The sequence below is a fragment of the Paenibacillus borealis genome (genome assembly GCF_000758665.1).
Taxonomy (GTDB): Bacteria; Bacillota; Bacilli; order Paenibacillales; family Paenibacillaceae; genus Paenibacillus_AQ; species Paenibacillus_AQ borealis.
On the sequence record NZ_CP009285.1, the window covers coordinates 2,922,587 to 2,942,589 of the forward strand.

Genomic DNA, 20,003 nt, shown 5'->3' on the forward strand with positions numbered 1-20,003 from the left:
GCTATATTAAATATAAGCCAAGTCAGATAATGGAAGGAGGACGCTTCATGAGAAGATTAATGCTCAGCTCTACGCAAAGTCTATGGACGACATGGCAGTGGTTGTTGTGTAGAGCTGATAGCAAGTCTCCGCTGCAACGATTCGCCGCATAAATTGGTCTGTTCTATAGACTTTGCTGCCTTTACAAGTTCAATACTTTAAAGGAGCGGAGCTATATGAAATATGTAAATGCAGATCTGATATTACCGCAGCAGCTGCTGCAGGAAGTTCAGAAATATATGCAAGGCGGGATGCTCTATATCCCCAAGCCGGAAGGACAGCGCAAAAAGTGGGGGGAGAACTCAGGCGGCAGAACCTATCTGAGTGACCGGAATCAATCCATCCGCGAACATTATGCCAGGGGCTTAAGCGTAACCGAGATTGCCGAGCAATTTTACCTGTCAGGCGACAGCATCAAGAAGATTGTATATGGAAGCAAGCAAATATGAGCAGCACCTATATTGAAATAAGAGAGAAGGAGTCGAACAGGACTCTTTCTTTTTTTGCGCAAAAAATGAATTGCAGCTGCTATATCCAATAGAGCAACTGAAATGGCTGATAGCTTCCAGTCGGGTTAGAATGAGACTTACTAAAGTCGAATGGTGTAATTTTGTGTAGTATTTTTAGTAATATAGTTTGATAATATCGAATGAATATATATGGTAAATTAGTAATTGTATAGAAGTCAAATGAGGATATTACGCAAACATCAGTAAGTCACTCGAGAGGCGTGAGGTATTTTACGAAATCAATTTTCTAAGGGGGATAGTCGTTTTCATCAAAGCAAGCATGCGCTCTGTTCTTTCTTCATCACTTCTGAACGTAGGAAAGGAATGATTATGATTATGATTATGACTAGGAAAAAGTGGTCGGGAATTATAGTTATAGTAGCTGCGCTTATTCTTCTTTGGGGTGCGACCACTCAAGCAATACAAGCAGCAAATGAGCCCATTTCGAGCGATAATATGCTAATGGCTGTTCCGTACGAAGAAAATGTCAGTAATGTTATGGTGGGCGAGCACGGTGCGGTTCTATTGGTCGATTCAATTGACGACAAAGAGTATACGGAAATGATGAGTATACTTTACCCTAACGGCACAGTAGATGCACAAGGTCAAGATATTCCTGGCATAAACAACCTTGCCGAAGTTCGTGAACAATTTATCGCCGAACATATGAGAGCGTATTCATTAGTTGGAGAGCAGACAACAGAGGTTAAGCTGTCACCATTTAACATCTCCATTACAGATGAATCGAACGGCGAGTACAGTAGTTTATTTTATAAAGCAAGCGTTGGTAATGATAGCTTTGTTTTTCCTTCCGAATGGGGGAACCAGTCATGTGGCTTTATTTCTTTGAGTGAAAAAAATATCTTTATAGCATATACGGATATGGGGATTTGGCGCATAGATCCAGAAAAAATGTCCGCAGAAAAACTCTCGTCCGATGAATACTCCGGCAAAGCGCAAGCTGAAATCAGCAGTGAGATCACGAAGCTTCATCCGGATGCGTACCTTACTTGGGTCGATGGCGTAAAGATCAGTCCTGATGGGAATTATGTCGTTTATCGAACGAATCGGGATAGTATCGAGCTTAACGAGACGTCTATTTGGGAAATTGATCTTAATACCGGAGAGGAAAGTCAATTGATTAATCCGGCCTATAACAACGATATTATTGGGTTCATAAATGATAGCAATGTTGTTGTAGGAGCACTCAGTGACACGCGTATGATTGATGTTAATAGTAAAAGGGCCGTCAATATAGATGTCCCAAAACTGCCGAATTTACGTATCAGTGACGTTAAAAATGAAAATATCGTGTTCTCAAGTTACGAAGAAGGCAGTTCTAATACCACTGCTTTCATTAGTAGTGTCAATGTATCAACAGGGAAGGTATCTGAAATTACCAGTCTATCCGGATATCTTGATGGCGAACCCCGTTTTTCGCCATCGGGAAGTAAAGTTGCTGTAGGTTATGGTGAGGACCCGATGGTTGGCGTTGACGACGTAATGTTCGTTGACTTATCTACGAAATCACATGATTTGCTCTCCAGTTCGCTGCAAAACGCTCGGGCCGTGAAAGGGACTAATGCCCGTTTCCTTTGGATAGATGATGATGCAGTACTCGTTGATACGCAACATGGAAGCGAACACTCCAGCTTCCTGATCAAATCACAAGAGGAGTAATAAGTGACAGAATAGCATAGTATTTCGAGGAAAGGTGGTAAAAAAATGAAATTTAAATTAGCAGCATTTACACTCTCCATAGCCATTTCGTTACTTTTCACATCAAACGTATTCGCGGCCGATTACAGTATCGTTTTCGGGAATACAGCGCCATCTACCGTTAATTTCAACTCGCCGCTTTCTAGCAGTTCAACCTCTGGGTTTGTGGCAGTTAACAGCAAGTGGAATCAGCCGCGTTCGAGTGGAACAAATCCCCATAATGGAGTAGACCTAAATGCACCGTTGAATACGAATGTATACGCGCCGTATGACGGTTGGTCAACTGGTATAAGTGTTACAGGTTCGTATGATATCGATTTTTTGGTGGATGCAAACAACAATAATTTACAAGATGATGGAGATTATCACATCAGGTTTTATCATATGAATAGTAGGGAGGCAGCAGGAAAGAAGAGCAAGGGTGCTCTGATAGGCAAGTCAGGCAATCAAGGAACCACCGCTGCACACCTTCATTTTGGAATCTGTTCAACATCAAGTGGCTTGGTATGGCTCAGAAACGAGGTCAATTACAGGCATTTATCTTCGACGAATTGGAATTCTGGGAAACACCTAGACGCTTATGCTCAAGTGACATGGAGTAGCAACACTGCGTCTTTTACCTCTTATATAATGAATGACGGCGCTAAAGAGTACTTTTCCGAAGTCAGAATGTACTATCGCACAACCTCGGGTTCGTGGACTGATGGAGGTGTTATACCTAGATCTGGCGATACCTACAATTATAATTTTACCGGAAAGGTATCTTCGGGGACATCCGTACAATGGATGATAAGAATTATGCGAAGTGGTGTATCTCAGGCAGCTTTCGGTCCTGCAAAATTCTATCAGCCGGATAACAATCCTAACGCGAGCTCCTACACGTATGGATACTGGACAAACACAGTCTCATAAGATAGTGTCATCGGAGTACACCCACGCAGCTATCTGCGTGGGTGTACGAAGTTCAGAAACATTCGGGGAAGGAGAAATCTTTAATGAACAACTCCAATCAAATGCTACGTGCTTCGGGAATACTCATTACTATCACTATGTTGTTGATGTTGTTAGTCGGATGCAATAACAACAGTATGCCTACTGAAACTATGAACCCCAGCATCGATTCGAGTTCAACACCGACTTCAACCTTACCTCAAACACCTTCACAAATCCCAAGTCCGACACAAATCGGAGAAACTAAGACGTTTAGTGATGGCGGACTCAAACTTGAAGTAACCAATGTCTATGAAGTTCGAACCGAAAGCATGAATGATGACGGAGGTAACCCATGGGAATATAGTGTTTTTGTCTGTTATCCCAGCGCAAGTGTTACCGTTTTAACCGCCGATATGAGTGATGTTACTATAACTGCCGATGGAAAGTCTCATGCAAATTGGGGGGTTCTCTTGGCGTCTGGTGGACGGAAAGAAATCGTGGACAACATGAATTCATTTAATGTTACCTCTGATACACTCGGTATTTATAACCTGGAATCGAGCATGTATGTATTGAAATTAGAGATGTACAACAATGACAAATAGGGAGCATTAAAGCTCCTAAGATACCATCGTAGCCCCGGTATCCATGAATCGGGTACCAGCTAAGCGAAGAGGAACAGCTTTATCCCTATTGCTTGCGCAGGCAAACTGCACGAGATGAGCATGGAGATACTAGGGGGCTGTCCCATAAGCCAAGAAATGGCTGGAACGCCCCTTGTTCTTAGAGTCGGATAGACGGTTGCGCTAGGTGAGGACGCTGCGCGAACGGACCGTTGATCCAATCGCTGATATGAACGAGACTGTCAAACGGAATTGTAGCTCCTTCGGTTTTCCCCATTTCCTTTTATAACAAGAAGGGGTTTGAACAAGCTGAACTAGAAGGCAAAAGGTATCGTCGGTGAGCAGTCTGATATTCGCGGATTTGGTATACCGCATGTTTTCCCTCAGTCTGCAGAGAGTGCACCACGAACTGTGCGCGTGCATCTTCACCTCTAGGGTTAGGCACATAGCGTTTACGTGGATTCTCTCTTGCGGCTTTTCTCTTTGCCTTCAACTCAGCTTTTAAATTCTTTTTGTTTATTGGGTCTGGGTGATTCTTAAACCTGCAAACATTTCCCCTCCGACCTTTGACTTAAGGCCAATCCTTGTCTTCTGGCTTCTTCAATTTCTCGAGCAACAGACCAAATAAACCCACTTAACTCTCGTGCTACAGCTACAATTGCTTTTCCACTGGGCGTCCCCTTGGATAGCATCGCTGTGTATTTTCGATGTAACCGGTGTTGATCCTTCCAAGAAATCGACTGAATTCCGGGATCTTGACCTTGTTGGCGCTTTTTTATCTCTCCTTACAGTGCTGGCTTATAACGATAACTCCAAGCGGCTTCTACCAACAAGCGGCGAAGGTGAGTATTCCCGGATTTTGTAATCTTCCCCTGCCATCGACTCTGACCACTTGAATATTCTCGTGGCACTAAACCGGTGTAACCCATAAAAGCCTTCGCATTTCCAAATCGAGTGAATGAACATACCTCAGCTACGATTCCTGTCGCTGTCGTTTCAGCAACGCCACGCAAGGTTTGAAGCGCTTGAATAACTTAGACCCCGCCGGACGCTGGCGGGGATAGCAGAGCCCTTTGCGGTCTGCTTCTCCAATATCAGCTGTTCCCCGGTGATTATGCCGGTGGGGCAGCTTTTTTTGATGTATTGGGAGGTATCTGACCAGCCTTTTTTTGTTTTTTTAGTAAATTATTCCAGGTGGTTATGCCGGAAAATTATGCGATGTATTGATGAGATTCCCGCAGTGAGTTATGGAGGAAATGAGCTGTAAAAGCAATGTGTCACTGTGAAGGTAACCGAGCCAAATGTATGCGGAAAACCGAATACAATATGTCACTGCGAGGGTAACTGAGCCAAATGTATGTGAAAAACCGAATACAATGTGTCACTGCTAAGGTAACCGAGCCAAATGTAAGTGAAAAACCGAATATAATGTGTCACTGTGAAGGTAACAGGGCCAAATGTATGCGAAAAACCGAATACAATGTGTCACTGCGAGGGAATGAGGTGGAGGGAACCCCTTTCAATTACGGAAAGGGCAAGTTGCGTTAACTGAACTTTTTTGTGCTGCTTGATCGCCCTCAAAGCGATTTTGTTCCGCCGGGAGCCGCCGTTGAATTCGGCCCCCCTTGAGTGTTGAAGTCATCCGGCAGACTCCGGCAGCGTGCCCGCCAATCTGTAAATATGTCCATTGATCCTAGACTGAGGACATTTTTTGCGATCCCCCGGGGCGGTAACATAAAGACATCAAAGCGCAGCCAGCTTTGAATTACCGGGTAAAAGGGGAGTACACAGATGAAACGATCCATGCAAAAAGTAACATCACTAATACTGATGGTCATGATGCTGGCAATGGTAGTAGCTGCCTGCGGGGGGAACAACGCGAAGAACAACAGCGCAAACGCCGGCAACAGTGGCAAGGAGACGCAGGGAGAAGGCAGCAGCAGCGGCAAGAAAACAGAGCTTCTGTTCTGGTCACCATTTTCCGGCTCGGATGGCCCGTTCATGAAGAAGATCGTAGATAAATACAACAGTTCCCAGGATAAATACAAAGTGAATTTCGTGATCCAGCCGAATGGTGAGTATTACAAGCAGCTGGATGTAGCGCTCAGCACCGGCAAGGAACGGCCGGACCTGATGATTATGCACGTGGATCAGGTGCCTACCTACCAGAGCAAGGATCAGCTGCAGGCTGTGGATGAGCTGGCGGCAACTGCCGGAATTAATTCTGCTGATTTTGCCGAAGCACCCGTTAAATACGCTACCATCGACAGCAAGCTGTACACTATTCCGCTCGACATTCACCCGGTGGTGATGTACTACAACAAGGATCTGTTCGAGAAAGCAGGAGTCACCGCCCCGCCAACAAACCGTGCTGAATTCGACGCGGCAGTGGAGAAGCTGACGGATAAATCCAAGGGAGTCTACGGATATGTAGTGCCTACCCTCTGGCCGCAGCAGTTCATCTTCCCGTCGCTTGTCTGGCAGAATGGCGGAGAGCTGTGGAACGGAACGGACGTAGCTTACAATTCTCCGGAAGCGGTAGAAATGGTGCAGTGGCTGCGCGATATGGTCGACAAGGGAATCTCCCCGGCTAATGTGCAGCAGGACGGCGAGAACACGCTGTTCCTGCAGGGCAAGAATGCGATCCAGTTCAACGGACCGTGGATGAAGTCGCAGTTTGATGAAGCCGGGCTTAATTATGGCGTAGCAGTAATGCCGCAGATCGGCAAAGCGAAGCAGGCTATTTATGCAGGCTCGCATGGCTTCGTGGTTCCGAAGGCTGTGACAGACAGCAATACGCTGGCCGGTATCGGTGATTTCCTGAAATATGTCTCCGGCAACTCTCTGGACTGGGCGGAATCCGGTCAGGCGGTAGCTTCCAAAACCGTTATGGACAGTGCAGAATTCAAGGCTATGGAGTTCCAGAGTACCGTATCCCAGAGCTTCTCCTCCGTACAGTTTGCACCGAATGTGCTGAACTGGGGCACCATTGTTGAGCCGGTGTGGAGCGAGCTGAGCAATGCGATTCTCGGCAAAAAATCACCGCAGCAGGCCATGGATGATGCTGTAGCCAAATCCCGTCAGGCGATGAAATAACACTTATGATGAAGTGGATTTTTCGGTAAGCAAAGGCGGGGAGCGCGGAATAGCTTCCCGCTTTTCCCTATACGAAGAAATGGAGGAATCTCTTTTGAAAAGCACATGGACTTCCCGCTTCACCTCATTCCTGTTCATTCTGCCCTATCTTGCAGCCTTCGGACTGTTTCTGCTGTTTCCGATCCTGTACGGTTTTGTGATCAGCCTGCAGGACTTTGAGCTGCTGTCTGCCGCGCATCCTTTTGTGGGGCTGCGCAATTATATAACGATTTTCACCCCGGGGACTTATGAGAACAGTATCTTCTTCCGCGGGCTGTGGACGACTTTCCAGTTTGTCCTGTACTCCGTGCCGCTGCTGATCGTTGTGGGGCTGGGGATGGCGATGCTGGTCAATGCACTGCCGGCGAAGCTCCGGGGGCTGTTCCGGACGTTCTATTTCCTGCCTTATGCCTTGTCGGCTTCCGTTATGGCCGTGATCTGGCTGATGATGTTCGATACCAATGCCGGATTCATTAACAGTCTGCTGCAAAAGCTGGGCCTGACGGGTATTCCGTGGCTGACAGCTACCCCTTGGGTATGGATTGCACTGGTGCTTACAACGCTCTGGTGGACGATCGGATTCAATATGATTATTTTTGTAAATGCACTCAATGAGGTGCCTGAGGATTATTACGAGGCTGCTGCTATTGACGGGGCGGGCGCCTGGAGCAGGTTCGTGTCGATTACACTGCCTTCGATCCGGCCGGTGATGCTGTTCGTGATGATTACCTCAACAATCGCGTCCTTCAACATTTATGCCCAGCCGTTTCTGCTGACGCGCGGAGGGCCGGGAGACACGACCAAGGTGCTGCTGATCAATGTGCTGGACCAGGCATTCGTGCGCAAGGATATCGGCTCGGCTTCTGCGATGGCGATTCTGATGGCGCTGCTGATCATGATGGTGTCTATCGTGCAGTTCCGTCTTACGAACCGGAAGGAGAAGGTATAAATGGGTAAAGCCAAAAAAATAGGCCTGCTGGTGCTGGCCATCCTGATTGCACTGTTCGTGCTGCTGCCGCTCGTGTGGATGCTGTCCACTGCGTTCAAAAATGACTTCGAAGCCCTCTCCGGGCGGATGAACTTCTTCCCGCAGAAGCCCACGCTTGATAATTTCGTTCAGGGGCTGAGCGGGGAGCTGATGAATACACCGATTCTGCGCTGGATCATCAATTCCCTGTCAGTAGGGATTGTGGGTACAGCTATCGTGCTGCTGATCGATTCGATGGCGGCATTTGCCCTGGCCCGGCTGCCGGATCTGCCGCTGCGCCGTACGCTGCTGTCCATGTTCATTGCCTCGCTGATGATTCCAAGCGTGCTGACCTTTCTGCCGATGTACATTGAGTTCAATACACTGGGGCTGATCAACACGTATCAGGCGCTGATTCTGCCGGCTACAGCCGGGGCGTTCGGAGTGTTCCTTCTGTACCAGTTCTTTGTCTCCTTCCCGAAAGAAATCGAAGAGGCGGCCCGGATCGACGGGGTGAACAAATGGAATCTGTATGCCAGGATCCTGCTGCCTTCGGCAGTGTCGATCATGATGACGCTGGGTATCTTCACCTTCATGGGAATCTATAATGACTTTGTCTGGCCGCTGTATGCAACCACCTCGCCGGAGATGCGGACGATCACCGCAGGGATTGCCATGATGGCCACCGGAAGCTACACCCAGAGCTACGGCAAATTAATGGCCATGACTACCATCGCAGCGCTCCCGGTGCTGATTATCTTCATCGTAGGGCAGAAGTCGTTCGTTAAGGCGATTACCAGCTCGGGTGTGAAATAGCGGGTGATAGGGGGAAGCATATGGGAAAGATATCAGCGAAACCGCGGAAGGCATGGACAGGTAAGAACTCACGTAGAATAATCTACTCCCTTGCGGCAGTTCTGTTACTTATACTGGCGGGAGGTGCATATTTGGTGCTGCAGTACAATAATAGCGGGACGGATGAAGTCTACAACGGGCATGGCGGGACGTTTAAGAACACACTTGCCGAGATTGATACTCCTGATCCGAGCATGATCTACAAGGATGGATATTATTACATGACCTTCACCCATAACGGAACGGATATTATGGTGATGAAGTCACGCACAATGGATTTCCGCCAGGCCGAGAGGAAGGTGGTATGGTATCCGCCGGCGGAGACCGCCTACTCGGCGAATCTCTGGGCGCCCGAGCTCCAGTACATCCGGGGCAGCTGGTATATCTATTTTGCCGCAGATGATGGCAATAACGAGAATCACCGGATGTATGTGCTGCAGGGGGACAGCGGTGATCCGCTGGGCGATTATACCTTCAAGGGCCAAGTCACCGACGATACCAACAAGTGGGCGATCGACGGGCTGGCAATGGAAGTGGATGATGAGCTGTATTTCGTCTGGTCCGGCTGGGAAGGCGATGTCAACACTGCGCAGAACACCTATATTGCGCCAATGAGTGATCCGCTGACGATCAGCGGACCGAGGGTGCTGCTGAGCGAGCCTCTGCTTCCGTGGGAGCAGGCCGGAGGTCCGCCGTACATCAATGAAGGCCAGTCGGTCCTTCATCATGACGGGCGCGTCTTCATTGTCTATTCCGGCGCGGGCAGCTGGACTCCGTATTACAGTCTGGGCCTGCTGGCCTTGAAGCCCGGCGGCAATCCGCTGGAGGCGGCAGACTGGACCAAGGCGGAGCAGCCGCTGCTGGCAATGGATGAAGCCGCCGGAGTGTACGGGCCGGGGCATAACTCGTTTACGGTGTCGCCGGATGGCAGCGAGCAGTGGATTGTCTATCACGCGACTACTGGAGCGGCGGACGGCTGGAACAACCGCAAAGCACGGGCCCAGCCGGTCAGCTGGGACGATGGCGGCCTGCCGGTGTTCGGGAAGCCGCTGGCGCTGAGCACGGCGCTTGAGGTTCCCGCTGGAATGGGAGTATTCCAGGCTGAGAATGCCATCCGCAGCGGGAACCGGCTGGAGTTCCCGTCCTTGCCGTCTACAGTAGATAGCGATACTCCGCTGCTGGCGCATTATGTGAATCCGGGGGGAGAACCGGCCGCCGCGGCGGTCTCAGTGAATGCTGGACCACCGTCTACGCTTCAGTTGCTGCCTGCCGGGGAGGGACTGACCGGATACGCCTATCTGAGCTTGCCGTTCACAGCCGGGATGAATACAGTAGCCATTGAGCTGCCGGAGGGAGGCGCAGCTGAACTGAAGGCCATTGAAATTCCCCGGTATGAAGGTGAAGCCCAGACGCTGGAGGGGAATGCTGATGTGCAGGATAACCCGTATGCCTCGGGCGGGGCAGCGGCAAATCTGAGCGGAAGTGATGCTGCATTGCGCTTAAGCAATATTCACGTTCCACGAAGCGGTACTTACACCGTCTCCTTAGCTGTCCTTAACGCTTCACCGGACGCGAAGCTGGAGGTGGCGGTGAACGGGGATTCTACGATCGTATCGACCCTGGAATCTCAGGAACGAAACCAATTATCCTTCATTGAGCTGGAGCTGAAATTGCAGAGCGGTAGGAATGAAATCATTCTTTTTGACAGACAAGGCAGCTTCGGTATAGATTATATGGATATATGGCAGAAGAGTGAATAAGCCGGGTAGATTCATAGATTGCATGCATGACGGGGGCTTAAACATATGAGAGATACGAGATACTATTGCGGGCACAAACGGAATAAACTGATTACGCTTTCAATTCTGCTGCTGACTATGCTGCTGGTCATGGGCGGCTGCGGTACAGATGAGGCAGAAGAATCTCCACAGGCTGCCGCTGAGCCGGTAACTCTGGAGTACTGGACTCCATTCAGCGGCGGAGACAACATTTTCATGACCGAACTGGTGCAGCAGTTCAACCGGGAGCACGGGGATATCCGGATCGATCAGATCAACTCCCGGCTGGATGATTATTATTCCCGGCTGCGCACGGCGATTCTGTCCGGTAATGCACCGGATTTAGCCATTATTCACGCTACCAATCTGCCGCAATTCGTGCAGAACGGTTATATTGAACCGCTTGACGGACTCGCTGCGGATAGCGGGCTGGACTGGAGCCAGTTCAATACCAAAATCGCTGAGTCCACGGTCTACGGCGGTGCCCATTATGCTGTACCTCTGGATACGCATACGTTAGTGCTCTATTACAATAAGAAGTATTTAAAGGAAGCCGGGCTGCTGGATGCCGGGGACAAACCGCTGATCGGCAAAGGAGAGCAGGGGTTTACGGAATTCCTGCAACAGTTGAAGGCGGAGTTACCGCCCGGAGTGGCTCCGCTGGCTCTGCCCAGCACACGTATTGATTCCGTGTGGCTGTGGTGGAGCCTGTACAATCAGATGCAGGGCGGCGGTGTCTTTTATAATCCGGAAGGTACGCAGGCTGTCTTTAACAATAAGGAGTCGCTTCAGGCACTGGAGTTCGTGAACAGCCTGTATGAGCAGGAGCTGATTCCGCCGGATATTAATGATGCCTTCAAGCTGTTCTATGACGGAGAGGCCGCTATGCTGATTACGGGTGTCTGGGGAACCGGCGCTTTTGAGCAGGATGAGCAACTGGAGCTGGGCGTCGTGCCGGTTCCGGTCATCTACGATCATCCGGCGGTCTGGGGAGATTCGCATACGCTGGCTATTCCGGCCAAAAGCGAGATGAGTGCGGAGAAACGTAATGCTGCTATGATTTTTGCCCGCTGGGCGGTGGAGCATGGAGTGATGTGGGCAGAAGCAGGGCATGTGCCGAGTTCCCGGAAGGTCGTGGAGAGCGGAGCGTATGCTGCACTGAAGTTCCGCAGTGATTATGCCAATACCGCCAACTCCGTAGCCTACTGGCCGAGAAATGTGAAGCAGTGGAGTATTAATGAAGAGATTATCCGGCAGTTTGAAAAAATGATCTATAAAGAGCAAAGCCCGGAGCAGGCTCTGCAAAAAGCGGTGGACAGCATTAACCTTCAGCTGAAGAAATAAATGCAAAAGGATTAAAGGGGAGAATGCGGTTGAAATCATTTCGCGGCTGGTTCAGGAATCTGGCGCTCGCGCGCAAGCTTATTCTTATCAATGTGGTATTCATTGTGTTGCCGCTGGGACTGATGGGCTATTTCGCCTTCGCACGCTTCACCGAAACGACAGAGCGCAAGGTTGGAGATTATCAGCTTCAGACGCTGAAGCAGCTTACCCTGAATATTGACACCTATATGAATGAGCTGAACCGGCTGACCGTAATGCCCTATCAATATCCCAAGGTTACCGACTATCTTGCAACCAAGCGTGCCCCCGGTGAACCTCTGACACTGGATGAGATCAGCGGACTGAACAGCTTCGTCACTCAGGTGTTTCTGAACGGCCGGGTGGATATTCTGGGGGTCTCATTATACGGCACCGGCGGTGCCTCCTATGTGGTCATGCCGGAGAGCCAATATGTGACGACTTATAAGCTCGAAGAAAATGTCAGCTGGCTGAACAAGTTCAAAGGGCACTACGGGCAGCCCGTGTATGTTGCCACGCATGACTTGAGTGCAAGCGGCGGAAATGTGTATCGGGCCTTCTCCATTGTCCGGGAGCTGCGCAGCTTCGATGACGGGGTGACCCTCGGGTACATTGTCATTGATGTGGACCCCAAGTTCATCAGTGAGATTCTGTCCAAAGTAAAGCTGGATGCCAAGGAGCTGCTGTACATTACGGATGATTCCGGCAATCTGGTCATCGGTAAGGATCATGGATTGCCGAAGGCAGCGCCTTCCCTGTCTCCTGGTATTTCTGGTGAAGGAGTAAGTCATGTGAAGTCGGAGGGCGAAGGGCTGCTGATGGCCCACGTAACTTCTGAAGTGACAGGCTGGACCACGGTGGGGGTTGTTCCTGTATCCAGTCTGATGAAAGATACCGAGGTTCTGCGCACATACATTATTCTTATTGGCATCATCTGTGTAGGCCTGGCCCTGCTGCTGTATGTGTTCATCGCCTACCGGATCACCCAGCCGCTGCGCAAGCTGAGCCGGCTGATGCGCAGTGTCGAGCGCGGCGATCTCAGCATGGCTTTTCCGGTGAGCGGTACGGATGAAGTGGGGATGCTGGGCCATTCATTTAACGGCATGCTTGCCAAGCTCAGTGAGCTGGGGTATCTGCTCTATGAGACGGAGATCCGGGAGAAGGATGCGCAGATTGCTGCGCTGCAGAGCAAGATCAATCCGCATTTTCTGTACAATACACTGGGCTCTATCAGCATGTATGCCGAGCTTGAGGGCAGTCCAGAGATTATTACAATGTCCAATAATCTGAGCAAGCTGCTGCGCTACAGCCTCAGCGGACGCAAGGAGCATGTGACGCTTCAGGATGAGCTGGACCATGTCAGCGGGTATATGACAATCCAGCAGATGCGTTATGAAGAGCGCATTCACTTCACTATGACCATCGAGCCTTCGCTGCTGGGCTGCGAGGTCATCCCGCTGATGATCCAGCCGCTGGTGGAGAATGCCATCAACCATGCGCTGGATCAGGGCATAGGCCGGGGACGGATTTCGCTGACCGCAGACTGCAGTGGTCAGGTGCTTAGAATAACCGTCGAGGATGACGGCATCGGCATGAATGCGGAAGCGCTCGAGGCGCTCCGGCTGCATCTGCGGAATACGAAGGATCTGGGTGGACGCTCAGGCAACGGTCTGCTGAATGTTCACCGCCGGATTGTACTGCATTATGGCGATGAATATGGTCTTTCACTGGAGAGTATGCCGTATCAGGGCTTCAAGGCAGTGCTGAAGCTGCCGGTTATTATCCATCAGGGCAGAGCAAGGGAGGATGACGGAGTTGCCTAAAATACTGATTGTTGACGATGAATCTGTCTTCCGCAAAGGTCTGCGCAAAATGATCACCAGCCTGGAGGGGAACTGGGAGGTGGTGGGTGAAGCCACTGACGGCTATGATGCGCTTGACAAGCTGGCCGAGCTGTCACCTGAAGTGCTGCTCACCGATATCCGCATGCCGCGGATGGACGGAATCCAGCTGCAGCAGATGGCGGGAGGACGTTTCAAGGATCTGATGACCGTCGTGGTCAGCGGTTATGACGAGTTCGCTTATGTGCAGCAGTCGATGCGCCAGGGGGCGAAGGATTATCTGATGAAGCCGGTCGAACGCCAGGAGCTGGGGCGTGTGCTGGAGAGGCTTGGGCGGGAACTGGCGGAGCGCAAGGCGCTGCCTGCGCGGAGGGATGAACCGTGGCAGGTCCAGCCTGTGCTGAAGCGGCATGTGGCCGGTCATCTGATCGAGAGTCTGCTGAAAGGCAAAACAGAAGATAGCGACCTGCAGCTGCTGCGGGAGATGGGCTTTGCCTTCGGGCATCCCTACTTCATCTGCATGGTGATCAAGCTGGATAAGCATTCGGTGGAGAAGGAGCGTTATCAGCGGGGCGATGCTTCCCTGTTCCTCCTGTATATCCAGCAGGTAGTCCAGGAAATGATTGACCGCCATGCGACAGGCATAAGCTTCGTGCTGTCGGATACCGAGGTCGTGGCTTTGCTGAATATAGCTGAGCCGCAGCATTCCTTATCGGCACCGGGAACTCTGGGAGATTTGATCCGCAGACAGATCCGCTCTTTGTCCAACCTGACGGTAACCATCGGGGTCAGTAATCCGGCGGAAGGACTGCCGGGCATTCCGAAAGCTTACAATGAAGCAGGAATCGCCCTCTTGTACCGGCTGATCGAAGGCGGTGATAAGCTGCTCGATTATGCCAAAATGACAGAACGCCCCCATTCGGGAAGCGGACCCTTGAAATGGTCATGGGAGATGCTGGAGAAGTCGATTACCGGGGGCAGAGTGGCCAGCATCGGCCCGATTGTTGAACATATGATTGAAGAGCTGTGCAGTATGGCAGAATCGCCGGAGAGCATTCATCAGCAAATCTGCAAGCTGCTGCTGTACTACTACGAATTATCCGAAGAGCTTAATGTTACCGAATCCTGGTTGGGGTCAAAGGATATCCGCAAGGTGCTGTTCGATGTGTGCAGCCTGTCTTCGCGGCAGGAACTGGCCGAGAAATGCCGCGGACTGCTGCTTACCCTGACCGGCTGCATTGCGAAGTCCAGAGAGGTGAAGGATATCGATCCGGTAACTGCCGCCCAACGCTATATTACCCAGCATTATGATCATCCGCTAAGCCTTAAGGAAGTGGCGGATGAGGTGTATTTGAACCCGGCGTATTTCAGCAATCTGTTTAAGCAGAGGACCGGCGTTACTTTTATCGAGTTCCTGACACATATCCGGATAGAAGAAGCCCGCAAGAAGCTGGCCTTCACAGGTGAGAAAATCAGCAGGATCGCTGAGGAGACGGGGTTTGGCAATGTGCGCCACTTCAACCGGGTGTTCAAAAACTGCTGCGGTCTTTCGCCTAAAGAATACAGGGACAGCACTCGTAACGTGCAGGCGGCTCTAATTGATAGGAAGGACTGACGTAAGGACTAGTATGGATTAATAAGGACTAACAAGGACTGTAGCAAAGTTGATCGCGATGAAATCTAATCACACGGGATACTGGAGGATGTAAAATGACGAATCAGCAACGTACGGAATATCCGCGTCCGCAATTCATGCGCGACAACTGGGTGAATTTGAACGGAGAGTGGGAGTTTGCTTTTGACGACGACAATGTAGGCAGCCGGGAGCAGTGGCATCTGGGAAATAAACCGCTGGCCCGGCGGATACAGGTTCCGTTTGCTTTTCAGAGCAGCCTGAGCGGGATCGCTGATCCCGGATTTCATGACATCGTCTGGTACCGGCGGGAGCTGGAGATCCCGGAGGCATTTGAAGGACAAGAGATTCTGCTGCATTTCGGCGCTGTGGATTACGAAGCCTCCGTCTGGCTCAACGGGATCCTGGTGGCGAAGCATGAGGGCGGGCATACGCCGTTCCATGCCGGAATTAGCGCTGCACTGGCGCCCGCGGGCCAGCCTAATATTCTGGTGGTCAAAGCTGTGGATTACAGCAAGGACGTGACTTTGCCCCGGGGCAAGCAATATTGGAAAAGCGATTCGGCCAGCATTTTCTACACCCGGACAACGGGGATCTGGCAGACCGTGTGGATGGAGGCGGTATCCTCCGTCTATCTCGGCAAGGTGAAGCTGACGCCGGATATTGACCGTAAGAGCATTGAGATCCGTTCCTTCATTAAAGGTGCGCTAACCAGTAATGGAGAGCTGAACAGTGATTCCTTGAAACTTCAGGTGGAGATCACGTTTGAAGGACAGCCGATTTCAAGTGACGTGTACTCTGTGCGCAACCTGGAAGAGTCCCGGAGCATTACCCTCAGTGATTTCAACGATCATGGGCACGGGCACTGGTGGTCGCCGGAGCAGCCGAATCTCTATGATGTTACCTTCACCCTGCTGGACGGCGGGAAGGTGCTGGATCAGGTGACCAGTTACTTCGGGATGCGCAAAATTTCCATCGAAAGCGGCAAGCTCTGCCTCAACAACCGTCCCTATTTCATGAAGCTGGTGCTGGACCAGGGGTATTTCCCTGATGGCAACCTGACACCGCCCAGCGATGAGGCGATCCGCCGGGATGTCGAGCTGACCAAGGAGATGGGCTTCAACGGTGCGCGTAAGCACCAGAAGCTGGAGGACCCGCGTTACCTGTACTGGTGCGACAAGCTGGGGTTACTCGTCTGGGGGGAAGCAGCCAATGCCTATGAATATTCAGAAGAGTACGTGCGCCGCTTCACCCAGGAATGGCAGGAGAGCATCGAACGGGATTACAATCACCCTTCGATTGTGGTCTGGGTTCCGCTGAACGAGAGCTGGGGCGTGCCGAACATCGCTGCCGACAAAAGGCAGCAGCAGCATGCCCAGACGATGTACCATTTGACCAAGTCGCTGGACGCGACGCGGCCGGTTGTCTCCAATGACGGCTGGGAGCTGGTCACGACAGATCTGTTCAACATCCACGATTACGAGTGGCGGCGCGAGGTATTGGAACAGCGGTATTCCTCCGTGGAGCAGGCCGTCAGCCGCCTGCCGGGCAACCGCAAGCTGGCGGTGGAAGGCTTCCCGTATGCGGATCAGCCGATTCTCATTACAGAATTCGGCGGCGTCGCCTACAAAAAAAGCGACTGGGACGGCTGGGGCTACTCCGGCGCAGAGAACGACGAAGACTTCGCCACGCGTCTGCGGGCGGTGATACAGCCGCTGCTGCTCTCCGGGGTGGTGCAGGGCTACTGCTACACCCAGCTTACGGATGTGGAGCAGGAGATCAACGGCCTGCTGACCTATGACCGCGTACCGAAGCTGCCGCTGGAGCTGATCCGGGCGATTAATGAGGGGAAATAAGCGTAGGAATAGTTAAGCGAAGCTCATACTGTTAAGTCTAAGCTATAAAAAAGCTGCCTTCCGGTACGGAAATCGTACGGAGGCAGCTTTTTAACTTTTTTAGCACGGAGCTATGGGAAATCCTGCACCAAATACAACAATCGGTGCTTTTTAAATCCCGTTTTAGGGAATTGTTGCACGAAATGCAACAATCTGTGCCCGGGATGCGCCAATCTGATGATAATCTTGCAAAAAGTACAACAATTTGTGAAGGCAGCCGCCAACTGAGCGGAAATCCTGCAAAAAGTACAACATTTTTAGGCTTGGCACACCCGGTTGACAGAAATCTTGCACAAATTTCAACAATGAGCAGTCCCAGAGGTCAAGCAAGCTGCTAGCAATCCTGCAAACGTACATCTATCAGCCGCCAGCGCTTGTATTCCAAAGCTGGTGAGTGGAGCGTATGCAAACTTGTTTGTCTGAGAGTGAATTTGGACCTGGAGCAGACTCAATAAGTTTTACCCGGCAGTCAGCCGAACCGCCTCCTCTACCGTAACCAAGCTTTCACTCCCCAGCGTCATATCCTTGAGCCGCAGCTTGCCCTCAGCCGCTTCACACTCACCAACCATAATGACATACCGGATGCCCTTGGCTGAAGCTGCGGCCAGCGTTTTTTTGAGCTTGCGCGAGCCGGTGTCTACACCCGTGCGGATGCCGGCGGACCGCAGCGCAGCGGCGGCAACCAGAGCCTCCGGCAGATATCCGCCGATCGGAATGATCAGGACGCCGGAACGGTCCGCCGTATCTGCCGGGCGTTCGCCCAGCAGGGCCATGATCGACTCCATGCCGAAGGAGATCCCAACCGTCGGGTACTCGATATCATCACGCCGGACGAGCTTCCCGATGATCGCGTCATATCTGCCTCCGCCGCCCAGGCTTGAAGTATAGCTGCCGGAAGCATCGAAGATTTCGTAGACGGTTCCGGTATAGAAGGAGAGGCCGCGTGAGAGAAAAGGATCGAAGACGCAAACGGCGCCTAGTCCAATCGCATCAATCAGCTGCTGCAAGGCGAGTACTTCAAGCGCACCGGGCTGCCCGTCCAGTTGATATCTCTCCACCAGCTGCCCGAACCCCGGATTATCCAGCTCCAGCAGCTCCGAAATCAGCCGAACCGTCTCAGCCGTCAGCTGCTTATCCGTCAGCTCTGCCAGCACCCCGCCGCTGCCGATCTTGGCCAGCTTGTCGAGCGTCAGCATCACGGACAGCTGCTCCTCCGGCGGAACACCGACCGCACCGAGAATTTCACCCAGGAACCGGCGGTTGTTCCACTTTAGCACCACCGGAATCTCCAGTCTGCGGAAGACCTCCGCAGCCAGCTGCATCAGCTCCGCTTCAGCCTGCGGGCCGGCAATGCCGACGACATCGGCGTCACATTGCAGGAATTCGCGCAGGCGGCCTTTTTTGACCGGACCATCGCGGAACACCTTGCCGATCTCATAGCGCCGGTATGGGAACTCGATTCCCGGATTCATGGCAATCACCTTGGCAAAAAGGATCGTCAGATCGTAACGCAGCCCCAGCCTGCGCCCGCCCTGATCAGCCAGCTGGTACATCTCGCGCAGAATCTCATCGCCCCCGGCGTATTTGGAGGTCAGCAGCTCCAGCTCATTGAGCAGCGTTGTATCCATTGATTCGAACCCGTACAGCTCGAATAACTCCTGAAGTGTGGTCCGGACGTTCTGGCGGATGGCCTGTTCGCGGCCGAAGTAATCATAAGTACCTTTAATATTTTGCATCATTAGCAGCTCCCTTGTTGTAATTTACTGGTAAAATAAAAAACGCGCCGGACCCCATGGTCCCGCGCGCTTCGATATGCCGCAGGGAGGTCAAACGCGAAATGCGTTAGCCCTCCCTGAATGAATTCAGGTGTGTGCTAACGCTGCTTGTGATGATGAAGTTGATTCGGTATGATGGACAGGCAGTTCATGTGAATCAATTCCCTTCAGTCTTAATTACAGCACATTATAGCGGAACAGCGGCCGCGGTGCAAGCAGTCTTTTCATCAGACTATGCCAATAAAGGAGCAATCATAATGAATCATACAGAGCTTATCACAGCAGCAGAGAACTTCGCCAAAGAGCAGCTAGGCCAGGATACCACCGGCCATGACTGGTTTCACACTAACCGCGTACGCAATACAGCGGCGCTGATCGCAGGGATGGAAGGGGCCAACGTGGTGATCTGCACAATCGCCGCGCTGCTGCATGATGTGGCTGACGAGAAGCTGAATCCCTCCAAAGAAGCAGGACTGCTCAAAGTACAAACTTGGCTGGCCGCACATCTTCCGGATGAAGCTGCAAACGAGCAGATTATTGAGATCATCGAGACGATGTCATTCAGTGGCGGCGGAGGAGCACCGATGTCTACGCTGGAAGGACAAGCCGTACAGGATGCGGACCGTCTGGATGCGCTGGGGGCGATCGGGATTACGCGGACGATGGTCTTTTCAGGAGCCAAAGGCCGTCCGGTCTATGACCCGGAGATTGCGCCAAGGGACGAATCGCTGAAGGAGGAATACCGCAATTATTCCAAGGGAACGGCGGTCAATCATTTTTATGAGAAGCTGCTTAAGCTGAAGGACCTCATGAACACCTCTTACGGCAAACAGCTGGCGGAGGAGCGGCATCAGTTTATGCTGATTTTTTTGGAGCAATTTTATAAGGAATGGAATCAAGGGGCGGAGTAGGTGTTATAATGGAATAATGCGCAAGATG

Annotated in this window: 15 protein-coding genes; 13 read left to right on the forward strand and 2 right to left on the reverse strand. The window is 51.5% G+C overall.

What is annotated here, in order from left to right; genetic code table 11:
- Positions 1-215: 215 nt before the first annotated feature.
- The 4 genes from PBOR_RS12030 to PBOR_RS12045 all read left to right on the forward strand — a co-directional run bounded on the left by PBOR_RS12030 (position 216) and on the right by PBOR_RS12045 (position 3,805).
- Complete coding sequence (locus PBOR_RS12030; protein WP_042211864.1) at positions 216-488, forward strand: CD3324 family protein; 273 nt, start codon at positions 216-218, stop codon at positions 486-488.
- A gap of 390 nt (positions 489-878) precedes the next feature.
- Positions 879-2,228: a hypothetical protein gene (locus PBOR_RS12035; protein ID WP_042211865.1), complete on the forward strand. Its 1,350-nt coding sequence runs from the start codon at positions 879-881 to the stop codon at positions 2,226-2,228.
- Positions 2,229-2,273: 45 nt separating this feature from the next.
- Complete coding sequence (locus PBOR_RS12040; RefSeq protein ID WP_042211866.1) at positions 2,274-3,179, forward strand: M23 family metallopeptidase; 906 nt, start codon at positions 2,274-2,276, stop codon at positions 3,177-3,179.
- A gap of 83 nt (positions 3,180-3,262) precedes the next feature.
- Positions 3,263-3,805: a hypothetical protein gene (locus tag PBOR_RS12045; RefSeq protein ID WP_042211867.1), complete on the forward strand. Its 543-nt coding sequence runs from the start codon at positions 3,263-3,265 to the stop codon at positions 3,803-3,805.
- Between the two features lie 803 nt (positions 3,806-4,608).
- On the opposite strand, the gene PBOR_RS38560 is transcribed toward PBOR_RS12045, so the two are convergent.
- A complete protein-coding gene (locus tag PBOR_RS38560; protein ID WP_081972010.1) occupies positions 4,609-4,854 on the reverse strand; it encodes a transposase in 246 nt (81 codons plus the stop codon).
- Positions 4,855-5,614: 760 nt separating this feature from the next.
- Between PBOR_RS38560 and PBOR_RS12050 the strand changes: the two genes are divergently transcribed.
- The 8 genes from PBOR_RS12050 (at position 5,615) to PBOR_RS12085 (ending at position 17,250) form a co-directional block, all read left to right on the forward strand.
- Positions 5,615-6,919, forward strand: a complete 1,305-nt coding sequence (locus tag PBOR_RS12050; RefSeq protein ID WP_042211868.1) for an ABC transporter substrate-binding protein — start codon at positions 5,615-5,617, stop codon at positions 6,917-6,919.
- Positions 6,920-7,013: 94 nt separating this feature from the next.
- Complete coding sequence (locus tag PBOR_RS12055; protein ID WP_245648136.1) at positions 7,014-7,907, forward strand: carbohydrate ABC transporter permease; 894 nt, start codon at positions 7,014-7,016, stop codon at positions 7,905-7,907.
- Positions 7,908-8,741 carry a carbohydrate ABC transporter permease gene (locus PBOR_RS12060; RefSeq protein ID WP_042211869.1) on the forward strand — a complete coding sequence of 278 codons (834 nt, stop codon included), beginning with the start codon at positions 7,908-7,910 and terminating at the stop codon, positions 8,739-8,741. It abuts the gene before it with no gap.
- 134 nt (positions 8,742-8,875) lie between these two features.
- Positions 8,876-10,540: a family 43 glycosylhydrolase gene (locus PBOR_RS12065; RefSeq protein ID WP_245648137.1), complete on the forward strand. Its 1,665-nt coding sequence runs from the start codon at positions 8,876-8,878 to the stop codon at positions 10,538-10,540.
- 45 nt (positions 10,541-10,585) lie between these two features.
- Complete coding sequence (locus PBOR_RS12070; protein ID WP_042211871.1) at positions 10,586-11,902, forward strand: ABC transporter substrate-binding protein; 1,317 nt, start codon at positions 10,586-10,588, stop codon at positions 11,900-11,902.
- Between the two features lie 29 nt (positions 11,903-11,931).
- Complete coding sequence (locus PBOR_RS12075; RefSeq protein ID WP_245648138.1) at positions 11,932-13,743, forward strand: sensor histidine kinase; 1,812 nt, start codon at positions 11,932-11,934, stop codon at positions 13,741-13,743.
- Positions 13,736-15,376 carry a response regulator gene (locus PBOR_RS12080; RefSeq protein WP_042211873.1) on the forward strand — a complete coding sequence of 547 codons (1,641 nt, stop codon included), beginning with the start codon at positions 13,736-13,738 and terminating at the stop codon, positions 15,374-15,376. Before PBOR_RS12075 ends, PBOR_RS12080 begins: the two co-directional genes overlap by 8 nt.
- Before the next feature lie 95 nt (positions 15,377-15,471).
- Entirely contained in the window at positions 15,472-17,250 is a 1,779-nt protein-coding gene (locus PBOR_RS12085; protein ID WP_042211874.1) for a glycoside hydrolase family 2 protein, read from the forward strand.
- Between the two features lie 497 nt (positions 17,251-17,747).
- Here PBOR_RS12085 and PBOR_RS12090 read toward each other — a convergent pair whose 3' ends face one another.
- Positions 17,748-19,025, reverse strand: a complete 1,278-nt coding sequence (locus tag PBOR_RS12090) for a histidine--tRNA ligase (protein ID WP_042211875.1) — start codon at positions 19,023-19,025, stop codon at positions 17,748-17,750.
- Positions 19,026-19,321: 296 nt separating this feature from the next.
- On the opposite strand from PBOR_RS12090, the gene PBOR_RS12095 reads away from it, so the two are divergent.
- Positions 19,322-19,975: an HD domain-containing protein gene (locus PBOR_RS12095; RefSeq protein WP_042211876.1), complete on the forward strand. Its 654-nt coding sequence runs from the start codon at positions 19,322-19,324 to the stop codon at positions 19,973-19,975.
- Positions 19,976-20,003 lie beyond the last annotated feature (28 nt).